24 protein-coding genes are annotated in these 23441 nt (G+C 72.4%); 12 read left to right on the forward strand and 12 right to left on the reverse strand.

From position 1 onward, the window contains the following. Position 1 precedes the first annotated feature (1 nt). From OHA34_RS36835 to OHA34_RS36845, 3 genes are all read right to left on the reverse strand, one after another. Entirely contained in the window at positions 2 to 421 is a 420-nt protein-coding gene (locus tag OHA34_RS36835) for a Zn-ribbon domain-containing OB-fold protein (RefSeq protein ID WP_329522484.1), read from the reverse strand. Beyond that, positions 421 to 1590 (reverse strand): thiolase family protein, encoded by a 1170-nt coding sequence (locus OHA34_RS36840; protein ID WP_329520181.1) that lies wholly within the window; start codon positions 1588 to 1590, stop codon positions 421 to 423. The genes OHA34_RS36835 and OHA34_RS36840 overlap by 1 nt, the downstream gene beginning before the upstream one ends. A 122-nt stretch (positions 1591 to 1712) precedes the next feature. Beyond that, positions 1713 to 2714 carry a GlxA family transcriptional regulator gene (locus OHA34_RS36845; protein WP_329520182.1) on the reverse strand — a complete coding sequence of 334 codons (1002 nt, stop codon included), beginning with the start codon at positions 2712 to 2714 and terminating at the stop codon, positions 1713 to 1715. A 105-nt stretch (positions 2715 to 2819) separates the two neighbouring features. Between OHA34_RS36845 and OHA34_RS36850 the strand changes: the two genes are divergently transcribed. After that, positions 2820 to 3473 (forward strand): HD domain-containing protein, encoded by a 654-nt coding sequence (locus OHA34_RS36850; RefSeq protein WP_285936673.1) that lies wholly within the window; start codon positions 2820 to 2822, stop codon positions 3471 to 3473. A gap of 61 nt (positions 3474 to 3534) precedes the next feature. Here OHA34_RS36850 and ehuA read toward each other — a convergent pair whose 3' ends face one another. The 9 genes from ehuA to pip form a co-directional block, all read right to left on the reverse strand. Then, positions 3535 to 4458 carry an ectoine/hydroxyectoine ABC transporter ATP-binding protein EhuA gene (ehuA, locus tag OHA34_RS36855; RefSeq protein WP_285936672.1) on the reverse strand — a complete coding sequence of 308 codons (924 nt, stop codon included), beginning with the start codon at positions 4456 to 4458 and terminating at the stop codon, positions 3535 to 3537. Beyond that, the gene (gene ehuD / locus OHA34_RS36860) at positions 4445 to 5131 is read right to left on the reverse strand and encodes an ectoine/hydroxyectoine ABC transporter permease subunit EhuD (RefSeq protein WP_285936671.1); all 687 of its coding nucleotides are present in this window, start codon (positions 5129 to 5131) and stop codon (positions 4445 to 4447) included. The genes ehuA and ehuD overlap by 14 nt, the downstream gene beginning before the upstream one ends. Beyond that, positions 5131 to 5847, reverse strand: coding sequence for an ectoine/hydroxyectoine ABC transporter permease subunit EhuC (gene ehuC, locus OHA34_RS36865; RefSeq protein WP_285936670.1), 717 nt, complete (start codon positions 5845 to 5847; stop codon positions 5131 to 5133). The genes ehuD and ehuC overlap by 1 nt, the downstream gene beginning before the upstream one ends. A gap of 6 nt (positions 5848 to 5853) precedes the next feature. Further along, positions 5854 to 6747 (reverse strand): ectoine/hydroxyectoine ABC transporter substrate-binding protein EhuB, encoded by an 894-nt coding sequence (ehuB, locus tag OHA34_RS36870; protein ID WP_285936669.1) that lies wholly within the window; start codon positions 6745 to 6747, stop codon positions 5854 to 5856. 128 nt (positions 6748 to 6875) lie between these two features. Further along, positions 6876 to 7784, reverse strand: a complete 909-nt coding sequence (thpD, locus tag OHA34_RS36875) for an ectoine hydroxylase (protein WP_329520183.1) — start codon at positions 7782 to 7784, stop codon at positions 6876 to 6878. Beyond that, positions 7781 to 8176, reverse strand: coding sequence for an ectoine synthase (locus OHA34_RS36880; protein ID WP_285936667.1), 396 nt, complete (start codon positions 8174 to 8176; stop codon positions 7781 to 7783). Before OHA34_RS36880 ends, thpD begins: the two co-directional genes overlap by 4 nt. Before the next feature lie 43 nt (positions 8177 to 8219). After that, positions 8220 to 9482 (reverse strand): diaminobutyrate--2-oxoglutarate transaminase, encoded by a 1263-nt coding sequence (gene ectB / locus OHA34_RS36885; protein WP_285936666.1) that lies wholly within the window; start codon positions 9480 to 9482, stop codon positions 8220 to 8222. A 60-nt stretch (positions 9483 to 9542) separates the two neighbouring features. Further along, on the reverse strand, positions 9543 to 10082 hold the full coding sequence (gene ectA, locus OHA34_RS36890) for a diaminobutyrate acetyltransferase (protein ID WP_285936665.1): 540 nt from the start codon (positions 10080 to 10082) through the stop codon (positions 9543 to 9545). A 555-nt stretch (positions 10083 to 10637) separates the two neighbouring features. Beyond that, the gene (pip, locus tag OHA34_RS36895) at positions 10638 to 11612 is read right to left on the reverse strand and encodes a prolyl aminopeptidase (protein ID WP_329520184.1); all 975 of its coding nucleotides are present in this window, start codon (positions 11610 to 11612) and stop codon (positions 10638 to 10640) included. A 271-nt stretch (positions 11613 to 11883) separates the two neighbouring features. Here pip and OHA34_RS36900 point away from each other — a divergent pair, with 271 nt between their 5' ends. The 11 genes from OHA34_RS36900 to cmk all read left to right on the forward strand — a co-directional run bounded on the left by OHA34_RS36900 (position 11884) and on the right by cmk (position 23407). Then, positions 11884 to 13608 (forward strand): hypothetical protein, encoded by a 1725-nt coding sequence (locus OHA34_RS36900; RefSeq protein WP_285936663.1) that lies wholly within the window; start codon positions 11884 to 11886, stop codon positions 13606 to 13608. A gap of 264 nt (positions 13609 to 13872) precedes the next feature. Beyond that, positions 13873 to 15630: a CTP synthase gene (locus OHA34_RS36905; RefSeq protein ID WP_285936662.1), complete on the forward strand. Its 1758-nt coding sequence runs from the start codon at positions 13873 to 13875 to the stop codon at positions 15628 to 15630. Further along, positions 15627 to 16295, forward strand: a complete 669-nt coding sequence (locus tag OHA34_RS36910) for an NUDIX hydrolase (protein WP_329520185.1) — start codon at positions 15627 to 15629, stop codon at positions 16293 to 16295. The genes OHA34_RS36905 and OHA34_RS36910 overlap by 4 nt, the downstream gene beginning before the upstream one ends. A gap of 265 nt (positions 16296 to 16560) precedes the next feature. Next, positions 16561 to 17484: a site-specific tyrosine recombinase XerD gene (gene xerD, locus OHA34_RS36915; protein WP_285936660.1), complete on the forward strand. Its 924-nt coding sequence runs from the start codon at positions 16561 to 16563 to the stop codon at positions 17482 to 17484. A 160-nt stretch (positions 17485 to 17644) separates the two neighbouring features. Next, positions 17645 to 18511: a ParA family protein gene (locus tag OHA34_RS36920; protein WP_329522485.1), complete on the forward strand. Its 867-nt coding sequence runs from the start codon at positions 17645 to 17647 to the stop codon at positions 18509 to 18511. A gap of 103 nt (positions 18512 to 18614) precedes the next feature. Then, the gene (locus OHA34_RS36925) at positions 18615 to 19571 is read left to right on the forward strand and encodes a segregation and condensation protein A (RefSeq protein ID WP_329520186.1); all 957 of its coding nucleotides are present in this window, start codon (positions 18615 to 18617) and stop codon (positions 19569 to 19571) included. Next, complete coding sequence (gene scpB / locus OHA34_RS36930) at positions 19564 to 20169, forward strand: SMC-Scp complex subunit ScpB (protein ID WP_285936658.1); 606 nt, start codon at positions 19564 to 19566, stop codon at positions 20167 to 20169. The genes OHA34_RS36925 and scpB overlap by 8 nt, the downstream gene beginning before the upstream one ends. Continuing rightward, the gene (locus OHA34_RS36935) at positions 20166 to 20897 is read left to right on the forward strand and encodes a pseudouridine synthase (protein WP_285936657.1); all 732 of its coding nucleotides are present in this window, start codon (positions 20166 to 20168) and stop codon (positions 20895 to 20897) included. The genes scpB and OHA34_RS36935 overlap by 4 nt, the downstream gene beginning before the upstream one ends. Positions 20898 to 21042: 145 nt before the next feature. Then, positions 21043 to 21405: a chorismate mutase gene (gene aroH / locus OHA34_RS36940; RefSeq protein WP_329520187.1), complete on the forward strand. Its 363-nt coding sequence runs from the start codon at positions 21043 to 21045 to the stop codon at positions 21403 to 21405. A gap of 52 nt (positions 21406 to 21457) precedes the next feature. After that, positions 21458 to 22549, forward strand: coding sequence for a prephenate dehydrogenase (locus tag OHA34_RS36945; protein WP_329520188.1), 1092 nt, complete (start codon positions 21458 to 21460; stop codon positions 22547 to 22549). Positions 22550 to 22744: 195 nt separating this feature from the next. Next, the gene (cmk, locus tag OHA34_RS36950; protein WP_285936654.1) at positions 22745 to 23407 is read left to right on the forward strand and encodes a (d)CMP kinase; all 663 of its coding nucleotides are present in this window, start codon (positions 22745 to 22747) and stop codon (positions 23405 to 23407) included. The last annotated feature ends 34 nt before the right edge of the window (positions 23408 to 23441 follow it).

Raw genomic sequence — 23441 nt, forward strand, 5'->3', positions numbered from 1 at the left:
GTCAGTCCCCTTGCTCGGGCCGGAAGAGAAGGTGCGCCTCGCCCTGCTCGGCGGGCACGAACACCGCCGTCAGCGGCAGGCCCTCGCGCAGCCGCCCGCGCAGGGCCGCCGGGTCGGCGGCGTCCAGGCGGGCGTGCAGCCAGGGCCCCTCGGCCAGCTCCACCAGCGCGAGCACGGCCGGGGGCGGGACGGTGCCGTCCCCGGCGGGGCGGCCGTGCGTGACCGTCCAGGTGACCAGGGTCGCCGCGCCGGACGCCTCAGCCCAGCCCGGGTCCTCGTCGCCGCAGCCGGGGCAGCCCCCGGCGTCCGGCGCGAGCCAGCGGTCGCACGCCGCGCACCGCCGGACGACCAGCCGCCCGGCGGCGGTGCCGTCGAAGAACGGGTCGGTGCGGCCGTCGCGGCGCAGCACGCCGATGTCCATCACGCGGTGCCCCTCTCGTGCGGGCTGACGATCAGCGTGGCGTGGTGGTCCAGGATGCCGCCGTTCCCGCTGACCAGGATGACGTCGTTGGCGGCGGCCTGACGCTCCCCGCCGTCCCCGCGCGCCTGGACCACCGCCTCCGACAGCGGCGTCATGCCCCACATGTAGTAGCCCGAGAGCTGCCCGCCGCCGGTGTTGGTGGGCAGCGTCCCGCCGGGCCCGAGCGCGCCGGACGCGGCGAACGCGCCGCCCTCGCCCTTGGCGCAGAAGCCGTAGTCCTCCAGCGACACCAGGACCGTGTAGGTGTAGCAGTCGTAGAGCTCGCACACGTCGACGTCGGCCGCGGTCACCCCGGCCATCGTCATCGCGCTCCGCCCGGACGAGACCGCGCCGGTGGTGAGGCCGAACTCGCTGCCGCGCTCCTTGCGGTGCCCGGGATGGCCCTGCCCCCAGCCCCACAGGTGCACCGGGGGGCGGGCGAGGTCGCGGGCGCGGGCGGCGCCGGTCACCACGACCGCGACGGCGCCGTTGGAGACCAGGCAGCAGTCGAGCAGGTGCAGCGGCTCGGCGACCCAGCGGGACGCCTGGTGGTCGGCGAGGCTGATCGGATCGCGCATCTGGGCCAGCGGGTTGCGCGCCGCCCACTCCCGGGTGCTGACCGCGATCGCGCCGAGCTGCTCGCTGGTGGTGCCGTAGCGGGCCATGTGCCGCTGCGCGGCCAGCGCGTAGAAGGCGTTGACGCTGCGGAACCCGAGCGCGGCCGTCATGCCGCCGAACCCATACCACTCGGGCGCGTCCCGCTGGTAGGCCGATCCGGCCGACTGCCTCGGCTTGAGCGGCGCGTCGGAGAACACGCACCCGACCGTGGACGCGGCGCCGCTGAGCACCGACATCGCCGCGTAGGAGACCATCGCGCCCGCGGTGGCGCCGAACGCGTTCATGTGGGTGAGCAGCCGCAGGTCGCGCAGGCCGAGGGTGTCGGCCAGTTCGATCCCGGGGGAGCCGCCGAGGCCGTGGCTGACCAGCAGGCCGTCCAGGTCGCCGAGCGCGAGGCCGGCGTCGGCGACCGCGAGCCGTACGGCGTCGGCCGCCAGCCGGCGCGGGCTGCGCCCGTACACCTTGCCGAGCTCGGTCATGCCGAGGCCGGCGATGGCCGCCCCGTCACCCATGGATCAACCTCACGTGCGCGTCCCTCCCGCGGTGCCGTCCCCGCCACGCTACCGAGCGCCGTTCGGTTTCTCTAGGGCTGGCCCGGTGCCGGTGATCACGCCGGAAGCGGCGGGGACGGCGTTCAGAGCGGGTCCGGAGCGGAGTCCGGAGGGGTGTCCGGAGCAGAGTCCGGACGCGCCCGGAACGCGGCCCGGTACGCCTGCGGGGAGACACCGACCGTGCGGGCGAAGTGCGCCCGCAGCGTCACCGGCGAGCCGAACCCGGCCTCGGCGGCGACCCGCTCGACCGGCAGGCCGGTGGTCTCCAGCAGGTGCTGGGCGCGGTGGACGCGCGCCCGCGACAGCCACCGCAGCGGCGTGGTACCCGCCTGGTCGTGGAACCGGCGGGTCAGCGTGCGGACGCTCGTGGCCGCCTGCCCGGCGATGTCGCCGAGCGTCAGCGGCCGGTGCAGGTTGGCCTCCAGCCAGGCCAGCGTCGGCTGGAGCGCCGCCCCGACGTCGCGCGGGTCCTCGTGCCGGATGAACTGCGCCTGCCCGCCGTCGCGCTGCGGCGGCATCACGATGTACCGGGCCGTCCGCGCGGCCGTCGCCGAACCGTGGTCGCGGCGCACCAGGTGCAGGCACAGGTCGATCCCGGCCGCGACGCCCGCCGAGGTGAGCAGCGGCCCGTCGTCCAGGAACAGCACCGCCGGATCGACCTCGACGGCCGGATGGCGGCGGGCGAGCGCCGCCGCGTGTATCCAGTGCGTGGTGGCGCGGCGCCCGTCCAGCAGGCCCGCCGCGGCGAGCACGAACGCGCCGACGCAGATCGAGGCAATCCGGGCGCCGCGGGCGGACGCCGCGCGCAGCGCGTCCAGGACCTCGGGGGGCGGATCGGGCAGGAACGGGTCGTGCCCGGGGACCACGATCGTGTCGGCCGCGCGCAGCTCGTCCAGGCCCCAGCGGGACTCCACCCGCATCGCCCCGAACATCGCCGCTGTCGCCGCGCCGGACGGCCCGCAGCACACCCGCGTCTCGTAGAGCGGGGCGCCCCCGGGGGTGACGGCCGACCCGAAGACCTGGCCGGGCACCGCCAGATCGAACGGCACCACCCCGTCGAGGGCGAGGACGGCGACGACGTGCATGGCCAGAACATAGCGGACATCGGCGTCCCGGCCACTGGCCGGACGGTCCGCGCCCGCCGGAGGATCGAGGCGAGCCCGCCAGTCCCGACCAGAAGGAGGCCCGCCGTGGCCGACCACTTCGCCGAGTTCGGCATTCCCGACACCGACGCCGCCAGGCAGGCGGACGCGCTCGTCTTCGAGATCGAGTCGCCCACGCTGGCCAACCACAGCGTGCGCACGTACCTGTTCGGGCGCGCCGTGGGCGAGGGACTCGGGCTGCGCCCCGGCACCGACTACGACGACGAACTGCTCTACCTCGCCTGCATCCTGCACGACGTCGGGCTGACCGGCCGCGGCGACCGCGAGCAGCGCTTCGAGGTGGACGGCGCCGACGCCGCCGGGGAGTTCCTCACCGAGCTCGGACTGCCCGCCGACCGGGTGCGGACCGTCTGGGAGGCCATCGCCCTGCACACCAGCAACGGGATCGCGTCCCGGATGCGGCCGGAGATCGCCCTCACCCACGCCGGAGCCGGGGCCGACGTCACCGGCCTCGGCGCCCGCCACCTGCCGGAGGGGTTCGCCGAACGGGTGCACGCGGCGTTCCCCCGGCTGGGCTGCGGTGAGCTGCTCACTGAGGCGATCGTCGACCAGGCCGTCCGGAACCCGGCCAAGGCGCCGCTGTTCACCTTCCCGTCCGGACTGCTGGGCCAGGCCCACCCGGGCACCCCGGTGCCGGAGTGGCGGCGGGTGATCGCCGCCGCGTGGCCCGGCGTGGCCTGACCGACGACGACGCGCCGCCTCCCCGAGGTGACGGGGAGGCGGCGCGGCGCGCACCGTGCGGTCAGGAGGCCAGGACCGCCTGGAGGAAGTCGCGGGTGCGCTGCTCGGACGGCTCGCCGAAGATCTGTTCCGGCGGGCCCTCCTCGACGATCTGGCCCTGGTCGAACATCAGGACCCGGTTGGAGATGTCCCTGGCGAAGTTCATCTCGTGGGTGACGCACAGCAGCGTGATGTCGCTGGCGTTGGCGATGTCGCGCAGCAGGTCCTGCACGCCGACGACGAGCTCGGGGTCGAGCGCCGAGGTGACCTCGTCCAGCAGCAGGACCTTGGGCTGCATCGCCAGCGCCCGCGCGACCGCGACCCGCTGCTGCTGCCCGCCCGACAGCTGGGTCGGATGGGCGTTGAGCTTGTCGGCGAGGCCGACCAGCTCCAGCAGTTCGCGGGCCCGCTCGACCGCCTCGTCCTGCGAGACCCCGAGCACCCGCCGCGGTCCCTCGGTGAGGTTGCGCAGCACGTTCATGTTGGGGAACAGGTTGAACTGCTGGAACACCATGCCGACCTGCTTGCGCATCTCGTGCAGGTGCTTCTGGTTGGCCGCGACGCGCTTCCCGCCGCGGTCCATGTGCCACAGCGTCTGGTCGCCGATCCAGATGACACCCTCGTTCAGCGTCTCCAACGTCATCAGCAGGCGGAGGATCGTGGTCTTGCCCGACCCGCTCGGCCCGATGAGCGTGACCCGCTCGCCGGGCGCCACGGTGAAGTCGAGCTCGCGGAGCACCACGTTGCTGCCGAACCGCTTCACCACCTTCTCGAAGGTGATGCCCGGCGCACCGCCCTTGGGCAGCGGCGCCGCGTCGATCGGCTTGGGGTCCTTGCCGGCCGGGACGCCGTCGGCGCCGGTGCGGCCGGTGGCCTTCTCCAGGGACGGGGCGGGGGCCTCGTCCTTGGGCTCGGAGGATTCGGGGGCGGTGTCAGACTGTGGCATAGCGCCTCTCCAGGCGACGGACGAGAATCGAGGAAATGACGCTGACGATCACGAACAGCACGCCGACGATGGTGATCGGCTCCAGGTACTTCAGGCTCTTGGCGCCGACCTGGAAGGAGGCGTTGAGCAGTTCGACCACCTGGATCGCCAGCAGCATCGGCGAGTCCTTGAACATCGCGATGAGATAGTTCCCGAGCGTCGGGATGACCTTGCGGATCGCCTGCGGCAGGATCACGTCCGTCCACACCCGGGAGCGGGGCAGGTTCAGCGCGGTGCACGCCTCCCATTGCCCGCGCGGGACGTCGGCGATGCCCGCCCGGTACACCTCGGCGGTGTAGGTCGAGTAGTGCACGCCGAGGGCGATCACACCCGCCGCGATCGGCTCCTGGAAGTCGATGAACGGCAGCACCGTGTGCAGTGCCGGCGCCACCTGCGGCAGGATCACGAAGTAGAAGAAGAACAGCTGCGGGATCAGCGGGGTGCAGCGGATGAACTCGGTGACCCACCGCACCGTCTGGCGGACGACCGGGTTGGGCGCCCGCCGCAGCAGCGTCCAGACCAGCCCGAGCACCAGCGCGATGACGTAGCCGAGCAGGGTCGCGATGATCGTGTACTTCAGCCCGTCCAGCAGGTCGGGCATGATGTCGCCGGAGTACTGCCAGTCCCACTCCATCAGCCACCCACCCCCGTCCCGGCGGCGCTGGCCGAGACCGTGGCCAGCGAGGTGTCACGCGAAGGCCGGCGGCCCAGCATCCGGTCGACCCGGCGTTCGGCGAAGCGGACGAACAACTGAAGCACCTGCGCGATCACGAAGTAGAACACCAGGATCCAGAAGAAGGTCCACGCGGTCTCGCCGGTGCTCTGCTGGATCTCCTTGCCGCGGAAGGTCAGGTCGCCGATGGTGATCAGCGACACCACCGCCGTTCCCTTCATCAGCTCGATGAGCAGGTTCCCGAACGGCGGCAGCATCAGCGACACGGCCTGCGGGAGGATCACCCGGATCATCCGCTGCGTCGGGGTGAGGTTGAGCGCGATCGTCGCCTCGTACTGCGCCTTCGGCACCGAGATGATCGCCCCGCGCACGACCTCGGCGCCGTAGGCGCCGACGTTGAGCCCGAGGGCCATGATCGCGGTGAACATCGGCGCGAACTTGAATCCGACCAGGGGCAGCGCGTAGAAGAACCAGTACAGCAGCACCAGCGTGGCGGTGCCGCGGAAGAACTCCACGTACACCCGGTTGAGCCCACGGACCCAGCGGCTGGACGAGACGCCCGCCATCCCGAACAGCACCGCCAGCACCAAGGCCAGCAGGCTGCCGCCGACCGTCAGCTGGATGGTGATCCACGCGCCCTTCAGCAGCTCCTCATGGCTGTCGAGGACATCGAACACCGCGGATCAGCCCGCGCAGAACTTGGCCGAGGTGTCGCCCGGTCCGGGGATCTCGGCCTGGCTGAACCCGAACGGCTGGATGATCGGCAGCAGGCCGTTGGCCTGCTTGAGCTTGGTGAGCTGATCATTGAACGCCTTGAGCAGGTCCGCGTCGCCCTTGCGGAACGCGAACGCGCCGGCGCCGAACTGCTCCTTGCCGCCGATCACCGGGACGAACGGCTCGGTGACCTCGTAGGCCTCGCCCTGGTGCTTGGACATCAGGTCGGCCAGCGAGATGCGGGTCAGCCAGATGGCGTCGATCCGCTTGGCCTTCAGGCCCTCGAACGCGTTGGCCGGGCTGTCGAAGGTCTTGATGTCGTCCTTCTTGACCCCGAGCTTCTCGGCGTAGCCGCCCTCGACCGCGCCGGTGAGGACGCCGACCTTGGCCCCCTTCTTCCCCGGGTCCTCCGCCTTGAGCAGGCCCTTCGGGTTGCCCTTGGGCACCAGGAAGGCGCTCTTGGCCACGTACTCGGGGTCGGCGAACGCCACTTCCGCGCAGCGCTCGGGCGTGATGAACATGCCGGCCGCGATCACGTCGAACCGCTTGGCCTTCAGCCCCCCGACCAGGCCGCCGAAGTCGACCTGGACTCCCTCGACGTTGTCGATGCCGAGTTCCTTGAAGACCGCACGGGCCAGCTCGGGCGCCTCGCCGGTGAGCTTGCCGGACTTGTCCTTGAAGCCGTACGGCGGCTCCGGGGCGAAGCCGACGACGATCTTCTTGTCCTTGGTGGCCCGGGCCAGGGTCCCGCCGCCCGCCTTCTCCGTATCGGGATCCGTCGTGGAGCAGCCGGCCGCGACGAGCGGCACGGCGGCGGACAGCAGGACGGTGGTGCGGAGGAAGTCACGTCTCGAGGAAGTCATCGTTGAACTCCTGTGGAGGGTGCCGCCGCGCCCGCGGGGGCCGGGAGCCCCCCGCGGGCGCGGGGTCGAGATGGTCGATTACGGGTGGTCGGTAAGTATGGCCAGAAACCTCAGGGCCGAACAGGGTCTCAGGGGCTAATCGGGGTGAAATCGCGGGCGCCGATGAACGAGGGCCGCGGAGCCGGCGCCGAGAACGGCTCGATGCAGGCGTTCTCCACGCTGTTGAACACGATGAAGATGTTGGACCGGGGGAACGGGGTGATGTTCCCGTTGGATCCGTGCATGCAGTTGCAGTCGAACATGGTCGCCGAGCCGGCGGTGCCGGTGAAGAGCTCGATGCCGTGCTTGTCGGCCAGGATCGACAGGCTGTTGGGATCGGGCGTGCCGATCTCCTGACCCCGCAGCGAGTCCTTGTAGTGATCGGAGGGAGTCTCGCCGACGCACGCCACGAACGTCTTGTGCGACCCGGGCATGATCATGAGCCCGCCATTGTGGACGAAGTTCTCGGTGAGGGCGATCGAGATGCTCACCGCGCGCATCCGCGGCATGCCGTCCTCGGCGTGCCAGGTCTCGAAGTCGGAGTGCCAGTAGAAGTCCTTGCCGGTGAAGCCCGGCTTGTAATTCACCCGGCTCTGGTGGACGTAGACGTCCGAGCCGAGGATCTGCCGGGCCCGGCCGACCACGCGGGGGTCCCGGACCAGCTCGGCGAAGACCTCGCTGAGCGCGTGCACCTCGAAGATGGACCGGACCTCGTCCGAGCCCCGCTCGGTCACCGTGCGCTCGTCGGCCAGGACGTCCGGGTCGCAGGACAGCCGGCGCAGCTCGGCGCGGTAGTCCTCGACCTCCTCCGGCGCGAGCAGCTGGTCGACCGACAGGAAGCCGTTGGACTCGAACGCCTCGAGCGTGGCGCCGTCGATCGGGCCGTCCTGCGGGCCGCCGACCACGACCGGGTCCTGGCGGTACAGCAGTGCGGCCTCGGCCGACTTGCGGGTGGGATAGGCGTCTCCGAGAGTCGGGTGCGACTCGATGATGCTCATGCGTCCTCCTCGGTGAGCAGCGGATAGACCCCGTTCTCGTCATGGACCTCCCTGCCGGTGCAGGGCGGGTTGAAGACGCAGACCGTGCGCACGTCGGTGTGCGCGTGCAGGGTGTGGTGCTCGTGCCCGTTCAGCAGGTACATGACGCCCGGCTCGATCCGGTGCTTCTCGCCGGTGTCCCGGTCGACCAGCTCGCCCTCGCCCTCGATGCAGTACACGGCCTCGATGTGGTTGGCGTACCACATCTCGGTGGAGGTCCCCGCGTACAGCACCGTGTCGTGCAGCGAGAAACCGACTCCCTCCTTGGCCAGCACCAGCCGGCGGCTGCACCACGTCTCGGCCTGCACGTCGCGCTCGGTGCCGACGATCTCGTTGAGGGAACGAACGATCATGGAACTCCTCTTTCGCTGCTTTCCGTACTGGTCGCGGGGCCGGTCAGACGGTGACGGACTCGCGGACCGTGTCCACCGACTCGGCGATGATCTCCAGGCCCCGGTTCAGGTCGGCCTCGGAGGTGGTCAGCGGCGGCAGCAGCTTGACCACCTCGCTCTCGGGGCCGGAGGTCTCCATGAGCAGGCCGCGGGAGAACGCCTCGGCGCACACCAGGGGCGCCGTCTCCGCGTCCTTCATCACCAGGCCCCAGGCCATGCCCCGGCCGCGGACCCCCTCGACGGCGCCGGCGTGGGCGACCGCGATCTCGTTCAGCCCGCGCTCGATCTGCTCGCCCTTGGCCAGGGTCTGCTTCTCCATGCCCTCGCCCGTCCAGTAGTCGTCCAGGGCGGCGACGGAGGTGACGAACGCGGGGTTGAAGCCGCGGAAGGTGCCGTTGTGCTCGCCGGGCTCCCACACGTCCAGCTCGCGCTTCATCAGCGTGACCGCGAGCGGCAGGCCGTACCCGCTCAGCGACTTGGACAGGCACACGATGTCCGGCGTGATCCCGGCGTCCTCGAAGCTGAAGAACGCGCCGGTGCGCCCGCAGCCCATCTGCACGTCGTCGACGATGAGCAGGATGTCGTGCCGGCGGCACAGGTCGGCCAGGCCGCGCAGCCACTCGGGGGTGGCCACGTTGATGCCGCCCTCGCCCTGCACCGTCTCGACGATCACCGCGGCGGGCTTGTCCAGGCCGCTGCCGCTGTCGTCCAGCATGGTGTCCAGCAGCAGGAAGTCCGGGGTGCGGCCGTCGAGGTAGTCGTCGTAGGGCATCGCCACGCCGTGCCCGAGCGGGACTCCGGCGCCGTTCCGCTTCATCGAGTTCCCGGTCACCGCGAGGGCGCCGAGCGTCATGCCGTGGAAGGCGTTGGTGAAGCTGACCACGCTCTCCCGGCCGGTGTACTTGCGGGCCAGCTTGAGTGCGGCCTCCACCGAGTTGTTGCCCGCCGGGCCCGGGAACTGGATCTTGTAGTCCAGGTCGCGCGGGGCCAGCACCGTCTCGTTGAAGCGGTCCAGGAACTCGCGCTTGGCCGTGGTGTACATGTCCAGGCCGTGGACGATCGCGTCGCGCTCCAGGTACTCCATCAGCCGGCGTTTCAGCTGCGGGTTGTTGTGCCCGTAGTTGAGGGTGCCGGCCCCGGCGAAGAAGTCGAGGTAGGTGCGGCCGTCCTCATCGGTGATGTGGCTGCCGCGCGCGGTGCTGAACACGGTGGGCCAGCCCCTACAGTAGCCGCGGACTTCCGATTCCAGGCGAGCGAAAACGTCCATGGTCTGCCTCCGGCAGGTTGGGGTGGGAACGAGGTGGATGGCGGTGGAGCGGTGCGCTCTCTAGTCCCCGGCTGGCGCGGGCAGTGGCCCGATGCGGAACAGCACCTCGGGCTCGTGCCCGTCGAGCAGCTCGGAGCCGAACAGGGGGGAGCGTGCGAGCTCGCACCCCCGGTCGCGGGCGAACGAGGCGAACATGGCGGTGGACGCGGCGTTGCCGGGCGTCACTGTCGCCTCCATGAACCGGTGGCCGCGGGCGGCCAGCCGGTCGCCGAGCCGGTCCAGCATCCGGCGGGCCAGGCCCTGGCCGCGATGCTCGACGTCCACCGCGACCTGCCACACGAAGAACGTGTCAGGGCTGGCCGGGCGGACGTAGCCGGTGATGAACCCGCAGGGCCTGCCGCCGTCGCGTGCGACCACCGAGGTGTCGGCGAAGTCGCGGCACCACAGCGTGTAGCTGTACGGCGAATTGACGTCCAGCACCTGTGAGTCGCGGGCGAGCCGCCAGAGCTCGGGGCCGTCCTTGAGGCTCGGCTCCTGGAGTTGCACGCCGGTCGTCGGTTCGTCCCGCCGGGTCTTGGATTCCAGGGGTTGCGTGGCCATGTCCAGGCAACTTAGCGAACTTGCCTGAGAGTCCGGTATCGATTGTTATCTGCGGAATGTTTGAGGGCCCGGGCAGCGGGTATGACAGTTCGCTTACTAAATCCGGGTTCATGTCCGCACCCTGGAAGGGGCCGCCGATGCCGCCGTTCCGGCGGATACGCAGGGGTGATTGCCGGAATAATCCGCAAGTGTCCTGCGGCCCAGTTTGGGGGTCACTTTAGTGATTTGTCATCGATTGGCGAGACTTTTTGTGTCTCGTTTGTGTGATGTGAATCACACAATTTAACGGACAACGACTCGAGGGCGACGGGCGTCACGCTGTGTCCGACGAGGTCGCGGGGTATGGCGGGGGTCGGACGGGCGGCGGAGCGGCCCGGCGGGCACCGGTCTGATTTGCAGCGGCGCCGTCGCGCAAGGGGTGAATGGACCCGCCTACAGGTAAGTGTCAGCTATCCCTTAGGAAAGGTTCAGCGGGTTTTCGGTCAGACCCTTGGGCCCCCCGGTCCCCCGGACCCCAGGACCCGGCGGCGCCGGGCCCCGGGGGCGGAGGACGTCTCAGGACCGCCGGCGGCCGGCGAACCGGTCGGTGGCCTCGATCAGGTGGTGCAGCGTCCCCGGCTCGTCGAAGGCGTGCCCCGCGTCGTCGACGATGTGGAACTCCGCCTCGGGCCAGGCCCGGTGCAGGTCCCAGGCCGTGGCGGCCGGAGTGCACATGTCGTAGCGGCCCTGCACGATGACCGCGGGGATGTGCCGGATCGCGTCCACGTCCCGCAGGAGCTGGTCCTCCTCGAAGAACCCGCCGTGGACGAAGTAGTGGTTCTCGATCCGGGCGAACGCCACCGCGTAGTCGGGCTCGCCGAACCCGTCCGCCAGCTCGGCATTCGGCCGCAGCGTGATCGTCGACCCCTCCCAGGTCGACCAGGCACGGGCCGCCGCGACCCGGACCTCGCGGTCGGGGGAGTTCAGCCGCTCGTGGAACGCCTCGATGAGGTTCTCGCGCTCGTCCTCGGGGATCGGCTCCACGTACCGCTCCCACAGGTCGGGGAAGACCAGCGAGGCGCCCTCCTGGTAGAACCAGTACAGCTCGAACGGCCGCAGCATGAAGATGCCGCGCAGCACCAGCTCGCTCACCCGGTCCGGATGCGCCTGCGCGTACGCCAGCGACAGCGTGCTGCCCCACGAGCCCCCGTACACCAGCCATCGCTCGATGCCGAGATGCTCGCGCAGCCGCTCCATGTCGGCGACCAGGTGCCAGGTGGTGTTGTCCTCCAGCGACACGCCCGGGTCCTTCGCGTGCGGAATACTCCGCCCGCAGTTGCGCTGGTCGAACAGTACGATCCGGTAGGCCTCCGGATCGAACTGCCTGCGATGTTCGGGACTGCTGCCGCCACCGGGCCCTCCGTGCAGGAACACGGCGGGCTTCCCGTCGGGGTTCCCGCAGACCTCCCAGTGGATCTGATTGCCGTCGCCGACGTCGAGCAGCCCGGATTCGTGCGGCTCGATCGGCGGATACAGGGTGCGAAGCTCCATGAGCTGTGATTGTTTCACCCGGGGCGTCCCGGGGAGGCTGTGACGATCATCGCGGCCGGGCGCTCCGCAGCGGGGGTGAACCTGGCTCCCAAGTGCGCGAACACGAGATGAGGGTCGCGAAACTAAACCCCAAACTGGGCAAACGCTCTACGCGTCGGCACTAGAGTGCCTTCGTGAGCGAAGCGACGAGCCGCGAGGCGAGGAGTGAAGCGAACACGATGACCGTGCCAGCCCCGCGAACGCGGCTTCGGGCCGCCAGGCGAGGAGACAAGTGAGCGAACTGAACGGATCGGGTGGTTCGCGCGGCGTCCAGGACGCCGGTTCGCCCTGGCCCCCGATGGGCCGGGACGCCGGCCCCAAGCCCGACGTGCCCGTTTCTGCCGCGCAGCAGCCGATCCAGATGGCCAAGGGGCCGGGTGAGGCCACCCGTCCCGAGGGCGACCAGCCCGAGGCCCAGCCCTGGGACATCGTCGAGCGGCTGCGCCAGATGGCCGACCTGATCGGCGACGCGCTCGCCGCCGGCGAGCGCAAGGTCAGCGAGGCGCAGACCGACGCCGCGTCCCAGGTCGCCACGGTCCACGCGGAGAAGGAGGCCGCTCAGCGCGACGCCGCCGCCGCGTGGGGCGAGGTGCAGCGCGCCCGTGGCCAGGCCGAGCAGGCCGACCGCCGCGCGGTCGAGGCCGAGCGCCGCATCGGCGAGGCGCAGAACGAGGCCGCCGCGCAGTACTCGGCCCTCCAGGCCGAGAAGGAGTCGGCCCAGCGCGACGCCGCCGGGGCGTGGGGCGAGGTGCAGCGCGCCCGCGGCCAGGCCGAGCAGGCCGACCGCCGCGCCGTCGAGGCCGAGCGCCAGGTCGCCGAGGCCGAGCGCCGCACCGCCGAGGTGCAGAACGACGCCGTCCAGCAGATCGCCGCCGTGCAGGCCGAGAAGGAGACCGCGCAGCGCGACGCCGCCGCCGCGTGGAACCAGGCCCAGCAGGGACGCGTCCAGGCCGACCAGGCCCGCGGGCAGGCCGAGCAGGCCCGGGTGCAGGCCGACCAGGCCCGCGGCCAGGCCGACCAGGCCCGCGCGCAGATGGAGCAGGCGCAGGCGCAGGTCGAGCAGGTCGAGCGCCGCATCTCCGAGGCCGAGGCGACCGTCCGGCAGGCCATCACCCAGCGCGACGCGATGAGCGAGGCCCGCGACGACGCGCTGCGCGCCGTCGAGGACGCCGTCGGCGCCCGCCGGAACGTCGAGGGCGAGCGCGACCGGATGGCCGAGCAGGCCGGCGAGCTGTCCCGCGCGCTGGAGACCGCGCACGGCGAGCTGGCCGGGCTGCGCGCCAAGGTCACCGACGCCGAGATGACCGCGCAGAACCTCCAGCACGCCGTGGCCGCCGCGGGCAAGGAGTCCGACGACACCCGCCGCCGCGCCGACGCCGCCGAGCGCCGCGCGCAGGAGCTGGAGCGGCGCGCCCAGGAGGCCGAACGGCGGGCGCAGGACTCCGACCGCCGGGGCCAGGACGCCGAGCGCCGAGCCAAGGAGGCCGAGAACGAGCGCCAGCAGGCGCTCGACACCGCCGCGCAGTCGCTGGAGGCCGCCAAGAAGGCCGAGCGCGAGCGCGACGGCAGCGCGCAGGGCCGCGAGGCGGCCGACCGGGCCCGCGAGGCGGCCGAGCGGGGCCGCGAGGTCGCCGTCCAGGCGCAGGCGCGGGCCGAGTCCGAGCTGACCCTGGCCCGGGGCCGCGCCGACCAGGCCGGCCGCGAGCGCGACAAGGCCGCCGCCGGGGTGCGGCAGATGGCCGCCGAGCGCGACGCGGTCGCCGAGAAGCTCTCCGAGCGCGACCAGTGGGTCGACCAGCTCGCGCAGGCGGTCACCGAGCAGCGCGCCGCGATCGCCGAGCTGTCGCAGGAGCGCGACGCCGCCCGTACCGCCGCCGACCAGGCGCGCTCGCTCATCGACGAGCTCACCCGGCAGCTCCGCACCATCATGCCCACCGCGACGGCCCCCAGGCTCTGACCGGCGCCCCGCGGGCCCTCCGCCCGGCCGCACCGGCCCGGGCGGGGGCCCGCGGGGCGGCCCGGACGGTATCCGGATCGACGGCGTGCCGCGCGCGGTGGCGGCCGGTTCGGCGGCGCGGCGGACCGCCCGGAGTCCGACCGGGCGGATCGGCGCCCCCGGGAGGCGCACGACCCGGACGGGGCATCACCACGCGGCTGTTATCCTGGTGGCCCGTGGACAGTGCGGTTAACGTCCGCCTCGCAACGACCACGGGAGTCCTACTTGCCTTCGGCAGCCACTGGTAGATCACGTCCTACCAAGCATCTCTTCGTCACCGGCGGTGTCGCCTCCAGCCTCGGCAAGGGACTGACGGCGTCCAGCCTGGGCCGGCTGCTCACCCTGCGCGGGCTGCGGGTCACGATGCAGAAGCTCGACCCCTATCTCAACGTCGACCCCGGCACGATGAACCCGTTCCAGCACGGCGAGGTCTTCGTCACCGACGACGGGGCCGAGACCGACCTCGACATCGGGCACTACGAGCGGTTCCTCGACACCCGGCTGCACGGCTCGGCCAACGTCACCACCGGCCAGATCTACTCCGGCGTGATCGCCAAGGAACGGCGCGGCGAGTACCTCGGCGACACCGTCCAGGTCATCCCGCACATCACCAACGAGATCAAGGACCGGATCCGCGGCATGGCCGCGCCCTACCCGAGCGGAGCCGGTGGGGCCCCGGCCCAGGACGGCGACGCCGACGCCGAGGTCGACATCGTCATCACCGAGGTCGGCGGCACGGTCGGCGACATCGAGTCGCTGCCGTTCCTGGAGGCGGTCCGGCAGATCCGGCACGAGATCGGCCGCGACAACTGCTTCTTCCTGCACGTGTCGCTGCTGCCCTACATCGGCCCGTCCGGCGAGCTGAAGACCAAGCCGACGCAGCACTCGGTGGCCGCGCTGCGGTCCATCGGCATCCAGCCCGACGCGATCGTGTGCCGCTCGGACCGGCCGATCACCGACGGGCTCAAGCACAAGATCAGCCTGATGTGCGACGTCGACCGCGAGGCCGTGGTCTCGGCCGTCGACGCCGCCAGCATCTACGACATCCCGAAGGTGCTGCACGCCGAGGGCCTGGACGCCTACGTGGTGCGCCGCCTCGGCCTGCCGTTCCGCGACGTCGACTGGGGCGCGTGGGACGAGCTGCTGCGGCACGTGCACCGGCCCGCCCGCGAGGTCACCATCGCGCTGGTCGGCAAGTACATCGACCTGCCCGACGCCTACCTGTCGGTCACCGAGGCGCTGCGGCACGGCGGGTTCGGCAACGACGCCAAGGTCAACATCCGCTGGGTCGCCAGCGACCGCTGCGCGACCGAGGAGGGCGCCCGGCGCGAGCTCGACGGCGTCGACGGGGTGCTCATCCCCGGCGGGTTCGGGGTCCGCGGCATCGAGGGCAAGCTCGGCGCGATCCGGTACGCCCGCGAGAACCTGATCCCGCTGCTCGGCATCTGCCTCGGCCTCCAGTGCATGGTCATCGAGGCGGCCCGGTCCCTCGGCGGCCTCGCCGACGCGGGCAGCAGCGAGTTCGACGCCACCACCGGGCACCCCGTGGTCGCCACCATGGCCGACCAGGTCGACGTGGTCGCCGGCGAGCGCGACATGGGCGGCACCATGCGGCTCGGCCTCTACCCGGCCGACCTCGCCGAGGGCTCGGTGGTCCGCGGGCTGTACGGCGAGCCCAAGGTGTCCGAGCGGCACCGGCACCGCTACGAGGTCAACAACTCCTACCGCGAGCAGCTGGAGAAGGCGGGCCTGCGGTTCAGCGGGCTGTCGCCCGACGGCCGGCTGGTGGAGTACGTCGAGCTGCCGGCCGAGGTCCACCCGTTCTTCGTGGGCACGCAGGCGCACCCCGAGTTCCTGTCCCGCCCGACCCGTCCGCACCCGCTGTTCACCGGGCTGGCCGCCGCCGCGATCGAGTACGCCGAGACGCACCGGGGCACCGCGAGCCGGACCGCCGGCGGCACCGGCCCGGTGACCGCCCCGTGAGCGACCCCGGGCGCGACCCGGACGGGGGCCGGCCGCTCGGCCCCGGCGACGTCCGCGACCGGCCCGAGCGGTGGGAGGTCGTGGCCGGGAGCACCGTGTTCGAGGGGCACGTGTTCAACGTCCGGCGCGACCGGGTGCGGATGCCGCGCGGCGCCGGCACCGAGGTCGTCGGCCGCGATGTGATCGAGCATCTCGGGTCGGTCGGCGTCCTCGCGCTCGACGGCGACGACCGCGTCCTGCTGCTGCGCCAGTACCGGCACCCCGTCGGCCGGCTGCTGTGGGAGGCGCCCGCCGGGCTGCGCGACGTCGCGGGCGAGCCGCTCCAGCGGCTCGCCGAACGCGAGCTGCTGGAGGAGGCGGGCTACCGGGCCGGACGGTGGGACACCCTCGCCGACGTGTTCCCGTCGTCGGGCATGTCCGACGAGCGCGTCCGGATCTTCCTGGCCCGGGACCTGACCGAGGTGCCCGCGGCCGAGATCGACTTCGAGCGGGTCCACGAGGAGGCCGACATGCCGGTCGTGTGGGTCCCGCTCGACGAGGCGGTCGGCAAGGTCCTGGCCGGCGAGATCCACAACATGATCGCCGTCACCGGGATCCTGGCCGCGCACGCCGCCCGCGCCCGGGGCTTTCGCGACCTGCGGCCCGTGGACGCGCCGGAGGGGTGACCGGGCGCCCGGAGCGCCCTACCCGAGCACGCCCCCTGCCGACCGCAGGGGGCGTTCCGGTGTCCGCGGCGGGGCGGGTGCGGAGCGGGTACGGGGCCGGGTCGCCGATGGCCACTCCCGCCGGCTCCGGAACGGGCATGATGGGCACGTCCCACTCCGCCGCCCGTCCGGAAGAGGTGCCGCACTGACCCCGCGCCCGACCCGCCGGAGCGCCGCACCGCCCCCCGCCCGCGACACCGGCCCGGGGCCCGCGCTCGACTCCGCCGTGCGCACCTACCTCGGGCACCTCGCCGTCGAGCGCGGCCTGGCCGCCAACACCCTCACGTCCTACCGCCGCGACCTGCGCCGCTACGTCGAGATCCTGGACGGGCGGGGCCGCGCCGCGATCGGCGAGATCACCGAGGACGACGTGCGGGCGTTCCTGATGGGCCTGCGGGAGGGCGACGCCGACCACCCGCCGCTGTCGGCGGGCTCGGCGGCGCGGGCGCTGGTCGCCGTCCGGGGGCTGCACCGCTTCGCGCTGCGCGAGGGGATGGCCCCCGCCGACCCGGCCCGCGAGGTCAAGCCCCCCACCCCGCCGCGGCGGCTCCCGAAGGCCATCTCGCTCGACGAGGTCGAACGGCTCCTGGCCGCCGCGGCCGGCCCGGCGGGCGAGGCCGGCGCAGGCTCCGACACCGCGCGCGGCCTGCGCGACCGCGCGCTGCTGGAGCTGCTGTACGGGTCGGGGGCCCGGATCTCCGAGGCGGTCGGCCTCGACGTCGACGACCTCGACCTGGGCGACGGGTTCGCCCGCGTGTCCGGCAAGGGCGGCAAGACCCGGGTGGTGCCGATCGGCGACTACGCCCGGCACGCCGTCCAGGCGTACCTGGTGCGGGCCCGTCCCGAGCTCGGCCGGGCCGGGCGGGGCGGCCCCGCGCTGTTCCTCAACGCGCGCGGCGGGCGGCTGTCCCGGCAGGGCGCCTGGATGGTGCTGCGGGCCGCCGCCGAGCGGGCCAAGCTGTCGGACGTCTCGCCGCACACGCTGCGGCACTCGTTCGCCACCCACCTGCTCGACGGCGGCGCCGACGTGCGGGTCGTGCAGGAGCTGCTCGGGCACGCGTCGGTGACGACCACGCAGGTCTACACTCTGGTGACGGTCCAGTTGCTGCGCGAGGTTTACGCGACCTCGCATCCACGGGCACGGGGTTGACCGGGGCTCCGACAAATCGCGACCATCGGCGCGCGTCGGCTTGAGACGCAAGGTGTCAAGCCATAGAGTCCCCCCACTGGATGGCATTTTCGGGCCGCCGGGGAGGGATCTGGTGACCAGCACTAAGGCTGCAGAGGGAGTCCTTCTGTCCTCTGCCACCATAGAGACCGATCCGAGTCGGGCCCTCGGGCCGACTCGGCGACCCGTGCCGGTGTTCCCCGAGCCCGAACAGCTCGCCGAGCACGGACCGGCGCGGATCGTGTCGATCTGCAATCAGAAGGGCGGGGTCGGCAAGACCACCACGACGATCAACCTGGGCGCGGCGCTGGCCGAGTACGGCCGCAAGGTGCTGCTGGTCGACTTCGACCCGCAGGGCGCCCTGTCGGTCGGGCTCGGCAAGGGCGACCCGCGCCAGCTCGACATGACCATTCACAACCTCCTCCTCGAGCGCGACACCGAGTGGGAGGACGTGGTCATCGAGACCGGCGTCGAGGGCATGGAGCTGCTGCCGAGCAACATCGACCTGTCCGGCGCGGAGGTCCAGCTCGTCCACGAGGTGGGCCGCGAGTACATCCTGGCGGGCGCGCTCAAGTCGGCCATCCCGCACTTCGACTACATCCTGATCGACTGCCAGCCCTCACTCGGCCTGCTCACCGTCAACGCGCTGGCCGCCAGCGAGGGCGTGCTGATCCCGCTGGAGTGCGAGTACTTCGCGATGCGCGGCGTCGCGCTGCTGATGGAGACCATCGAGAAGGTGCAGGGGCGGATCAACCCCGAGCTGACCATCGACGGCGTCCTCGGCACCATGTACGACTCGCGCACGCTGCACACCCGCGAGGTCCTCGGCCGCATCGTCGAGGCGTTCGGCGACAAGGTCTTCCACACCGTGATCAACCGCACCGTGCGGTTCCCGGACGCGACCGTCGCGGGCGAGCCGATCACCTACTTCGACCCCAACTCGATGGGCGCCAACGCCTACCGCGGTCTGGCCCGCGAGGTTCTCGGCCGCTGGAGCACGGGCGACTGAGGCCCGTCCCGCCGCCGCGGCGACCGCCCCGCCCCGCCGGGGACGTCACGCGATGTGATCGCGCGCGGTGCGAGCGGCCCCGGGACGTGGGACCATGTGGCCGGTGAGCACAGTGCCCGATGAGGCGGGACGGGGGACGTCCTCCGCCGGCGAGAGCGACGTGGACCAGGCCCCGCCCGGGGCCGGGACCCCGTCCGGCGGCGAGCCCGGCACCGGCGAGCCCGGCGCCGAGGAGGGCCGCGGCTTCCGGGTCCACCTCGACAACTTCGAGGGCCCGTTCGACCTGCTGCTGGGGCTGATCTCCAAGCACAAGCTCGACATCACCGAGGTGTCGCTGCACAAGGTCACCGACGACTTCATCGCGCACATCCGCTCCTACGGCAAGGAGTGGGACCTCGATCAGGCCAGCCACTTCCTGCTGGTGGCCGCGACGCTGCTCGACCTCAAGGCGGCGCGGCTGCTGCCGTCCGGCGAGGTCGACGACGAGGACGACCTGGCGCTGCTGGAGGCCCGCGACCTGCTGTTCGCGCGGCTGCTCCAGTACCGCGCCTACAAGGAGGTCGCGCAGTACCTCGCCGGGCGGATGGCCGAGCAGGGCCGCCGGTTCCCCCGCATCGTGCCGATGGAGCCGCGGTTCGCCGGGCTGCTGCCCGAGGTGCTGCTCGGCCTCGGCCCCGAGGAGTTCGCCCGGCTGGCCGGCAAGGCGTTCACGCCGCGGGAGCCGCCGTCGGTGTCGGTCGAGCACATGTACCAGCCGAAGGCCAGCGTCAAGGAGCAGGCCGCCCTGGTGATCGAGCGGCTGCGCCGGCTGCGGGTGACCACCTTCCGGGTGCTGGCCGCGGACGCCGAGGGCACCTACGAGGTCGTCGCGCGGTTCCTGGCGCTGCTGGAGCTCTACCGCGAGCAGGCCGTCGTGTTCGAGCAGCCCGAGCCCCTCGGTGAGCTGCACATCACCTGGACCGGAACCGACGACGGCGACATCGAGGTCGGCGACGACTACGAGGGCACGGGCGAGCGCGAGCCGCGCCGCGACCCGCAGGAAGACGAGGACGATGACTGAACGACCCGGCGAGGACGAGCCCGTCCGGACGGAGGCGGACGTCCCGCAGGACGAGGGCCCCGGGCTGCGCGCCTCGATCGAGGCGATCCTGCTCGTGGTGGACGAGCCGGTGGCCGAGATCACCCTCGCCCAACTGCTCGACCGGCCCCGCCGCGAGGTGGCCGCCACCCTGCGCGAGCTGGCCGAGGAATACACCGGGCAGGGCCGGGGGTTCGATCTGAGGGAGGTCGCCGGTGGCTGGCGGTTCTACACTCGGGACGTCTGCGCCCCGGTGGTGGAGCGGTTCGTCACCGACGGCCAGCAGGCGCGGCTGACCCAGGCCGCGCTGGAGACGCTCGCCGTGGTGGCCTACCGCCAGCCGGTGAGCCGGGCCAGGGTCTCGGCGGTCCGCGGGGTCAACAGCGACGGGGTGATGCGTACCCTGACGCTGCGCGGCCTCATCGAGGACGCCGGCCAGGACCCCGAGTCACAGGCGCACCTCTACCGCACCACCGGGTACTTCCTGGAGCGGCTGGGGCTGCGCGACCTGGACGAGCTGCCCGACCTCGCCCCCTACCTGCCCGACGACCTGCCCGACGACATCATCGAGGAAAAGTGAACGACAAAGAGGGCGTACGGCTCCAGAAGGTCCTGGCCGAGGCCGGGATCGGCAGCCGCCGGCACTGCGAGGAACTGATCGGCGAGGGCCGGGTCACGGTGAACGGCAACACCATCTTCCGGTTCGGCGAGCGGGTCGATCCGCAGACCGCCGTGATCCACGTGGACGGCCAGCGGGTCGAGACCCGCTCCGAGATGCGCTACTACGCGATCAACAAGCCGCTCGGCGTGGTCAGCACCATGTCCGACGAGCGGGGCCGCAAGTCCCTCGCCGACTTCGTGGACGTGCCCGAGCGGCTGTTCCACGTCGGCCGCCTCGACACCGACACCGAGGGCCTGATCCTGCTCACCAACGACGGTGAGCTCGCGCACCGGCTCACCCACCCGAGCTACGGCGTGTTCAAGACCTACCTGGCCGAGGTGCACGGCCCGATCCCGCGCGACCTCAGCCGCCGGCTGCGGATGGGCGTGGAGCTGGAGGACGGCCCTGCCAAGGCCGACGACTTCAAGATCTTCGATCAGGTCGGCCGCCGGGTGCTGGTGGAGATCACCCTGCACGAGGGCCGCAAGCACATCGTGCGGCGGCTGCTCAAGGAGGTCGGCTTCCCGGTGCAGCAGCTCGCCCGGATCCAGTTCGGGCCGATCAAGCTCGCGTCGCTGAAGCCGGGCGGCATGCGTGCGCTGAACGTGAAGGAGATCGGCGCGCTGTACAAGGCGGTGGGACTGTAGAGGCACGGCCTGTAGAGGCACCGCCTGTAGAGGCACGACCTGTAGAGGCACGGCTTGTAGGGCACGGCCTGTAGGGCACCGGCCCGCCGGGGGACCTGACCGGCGGGCCGTTTCGGTGTGGTCGGAGAGCGTGGGAGGGACGACAGTGGCGGTACGTGCGGTACGGGGAGCGACCCAGACTGAGGCCGACGACCGGGAGCAGATCCTGGCGGCGACGACCGAGCTGGTCAGCGAGGTGATGGGCCGCAACGGGCTGACCACCGACGACGTGATCAGCGTGCTGTTCACCGCCACCCCCGATCTGACGGCGGAGTTCCCGGCGCTGGCCGCCCGCAAGCTCGGCTTCAGCGAGGTGCCGCTGCTGTGCGCGAGCGAGATCGCCGTGCCGCACGCGCTGCCCCGGGTGATCCGGCTGATGGCCCACATCGAGACCGACCTGCCGCGCGCGGACGTCCAGCACGTCTACCTGCGCGGCGCGACCGCGCTGCGTATCGACATCGCCCAGTAGCGGGACCCGCGCGGCGGCTGCGGCACTTTGAGACAGGCCCTAGGCTTGCCGGGTGGCTGAACAGGGCATTCCAGGGCGGATCATCGTCGTCGGGACCGGGCTGATCGGGACCTCGATCGCGCTGGCCATGCGCGAGCGCGGCGCCGAGGTGCTGCTGAGCGACCGCGATGAGGCCGCGCTGCGGCTGGCGGTCGAGCTCGGCGCGGGTGAGGCGCTGCCGGACGGCGGCCCGGGGACTCCCGCCGACCTGGCTGTGCTGGCCGTCCCTCCCGCCGCCGTCGCCGTCACCCTGCTGGACGCGCAGAAGCGCCGTCTCGCCGCCGTCTACACCGACGTCGCCAGCGTCAAGGCGTTGCCGCTCGAGCAGGCGGCCGGTCTCGGCTGCGACCTCGCCACGTTCGTCGCGGGCCACCCCCTCGCCGGCAGCGAGCGGTCGGGGCCCGCCGCGGCCCGTCCCGATCTGTTCCTCGGCCGGCCCTGGGCGCTGTGCCCGGCCGCCGAGACGTCGGACGCCGCGGTCACCACGGTCACCGCGCTCGCGCGGGCCTGCGGGGCCGAGCCCGCCGTGGTCGAGGCCGGCGAGCACGACCGGGCCGTCGCGCTCGTCTCGCACGGCCCGCACGTGGTCTCGGCCGCCGTCGCGGCCCGGCTGACCGGTGCCGGCGACGTCGCGCTCGGCCTGGCCGGGCAGGGCGTCCGGGACGTCACCCGGATCGCCGCCAGCGACCCCCGGCTGTGGATCGGCATCCTGTCGGCCAACTCCGAGCCGGTCGCCGACGTGCTGGAGGCCGTCGCCACCGACCTCGCGGTCGCGGCGTCGCTGCTGCGCGACGGCAGCGAGGAGGCCGCGACCCACGTCGCCGACCTGCTGCTGCGCGGCAACGCCGGGCACTCGCGGATCCCCGGCAAGCACGGCGGCGACCCGTCGCCCTACGCGGTGGTCCCGGTGGTCATCCCGGACCGTCCCGGCGAGCTGGCGATGATCTTCCAGGCGGCGGGCATCGCCGGGGTCAACATCGAGGACGTGACGATCGAGCACTCGCCCGGCCGCCCGCTCGGCGTGCTGGAGCTGGCGGTCGAGCCCGCGGCGGCCGAGCGGCTCGCCGGCGAGCTGCGCGCCCGCGGCTGGTCGGTCCCCGGCTGAGCCGGGCCCGGCCCGGCCCCGTCCGGTACCGGTGATCTTGGGGTCGTTCGGCCGTGGCGGTGGCCGGGGGCCGGTAACCTGGCACGTTGGGGCTCGTATCGGGGGACACGCGGTCACCGGCGCGTCCGGGGCCGCGGGCCCGCGCGCCCGCCGGCCGGTTCGCGGGCATTCGAACATGCGAAGGGAAAAGCGATCGTGACGCTCGTCATCGCCATGGACGGCCCCTCCGGGTCGGGCAAGTCCAGCGCGTCCAAGGGCGTGGCCCGCGCGCTCGGACTGCGGTACCTCGACACCGGCGCCATGTACCGGGCCATGACCTGGTGGATGCTGCGGCAGGACGTCGCGGTCGAGGACGCCGAGGCGGTCGCCGCCCGCGCCGCCGAGCCGGTCATCGCCTCCGGCACCGACCCCGACGGCCCCACGATCACGGTCGACGGCACCGACGTGGCCGAGCCGATCCGCACCCGCGAGGTCACCAACGCGGTCAGCGCGGTCAGCTCCGTCCCGGCGGTCCGGGCCCGGCTGGTCGAGCTCCAGCGCGAGATCATCGGTGCCGGCGGCATCGTGGTCGAGGGCCGCGACATCGGCACCGTCGTCGTGCCCGGCGCCCCGGTCAAGGTCTACCTGACCGCCAGCGAGGAGACGCGCGCCCAGCGGCGGGCCAAGGACCTGGCCGCCGACCCGGGCGTCACGGTCACCGTGACCCGCACCGAGCAGGCGCGCCGCGACCGGCTCGACTCGACCCGGACGGCGTCGCCGCTGGCCAAGGCCGCGGACGCGCACGAGATCGACTCGACCGAGCTCGGGCTCGGCGAGGTCGTCGAGGCGGTCGTCCGCCTCGCGAAAGAGCGGACGTGAGCATGCGGGCCGTCCCCGAGCCGGGGCGTGCCGG

Origin of the sequence: Spirillospora sp. NBC_01491 (assembly GCF_036227065.1) — a bacterium.
In the GTDB taxonomy this organism is placed as follows: Bacteria; Actinomycetota; Actinomycetes; order Streptosporangiales; family Streptosporangiaceae; genus Spirillospora; species Spirillospora xylanilytica.

Excerpts from the sequence above, each read along its gene's own strand:
- scpB (WP_285936658.1), top strand. The coding sequence starts at position 19,564 with ATGACTGAACGACCCGGCGAGGACGAGCCCGTCCGGACGGAGGCGGAC.
- thpD (WP_329520183.1), bottom strand. The coding sequence starts at position 7,784 with ATGAGCATCATCGAGTCGCACCCGACTCTCGGAGACGCCTATCCCACC.
- OHA34_RS36835 (WP_329522484.1), bottom strand. The coding sequence starts at position 421 with ATGGACATCGGCGTGCTGCGCCGCGACGGCCGCACCGACCCGTTCTTC.
- ectA (WP_285936665.1), bottom strand. The coding sequence starts at position 10,082 with ATGGCCACGCAACCCCTGGAATCCAAGACCCGGCGGGACGAACCGACG.
- ehuA (WP_285936672.1), bottom strand. The coding sequence starts at position 4,458 with ATGCCACAGTCTGACACCGCCCCCGAATCCTCCGAGCCCAAGGACGAG.
- pip (WP_329520184.1), bottom strand. The coding sequence starts at position 11,612 with ATGGAGCTTCGCACCCTGTATCCGCCGATCGAGCCGCACGAATCCGGG.
- OHA34_RS36880 (WP_285936667.1), bottom strand. The coding sequence starts at position 8,176 with ATGATCGTTCGTTCCCTCAACGAGATCGTCGGCACCGAGCGCGACGTG.
- ectB (WP_285936666.1), bottom strand. The coding sequence starts at position 9,482 with ATGGACGTTTTCGCTCGCCTGGAATCGGAAGTCCGCGGCTACTGTAGG.
- ehuD (WP_285936671.1), bottom strand. The coding sequence starts at position 5,131 with ATGGAGTGGGACTGGCAGTACTCCGGCGACATCATGCCCGACCTGCTG.
- OHA34_RS36840 (WP_329520181.1), bottom strand. The coding sequence starts at position 1,590 with ATGGGTGACGGGGCGGCCATCGCCGGCCTCGGCATGACCGAGCTCGGC.
- OHA34_RS36845 (WP_329520182.1), bottom strand. The coding sequence starts at position 2,714 with ATGCACGTCGTCGCCGTCCTCGCCCTCGACGGGGTGGTGCCGTTCGAT.
- ehuB (WP_285936669.1), bottom strand. The coding sequence starts at position 6,747 with ATGACTTCCTCGAGACGTGACTTCCTCCGCACCACCGTCCTGCTGTCC.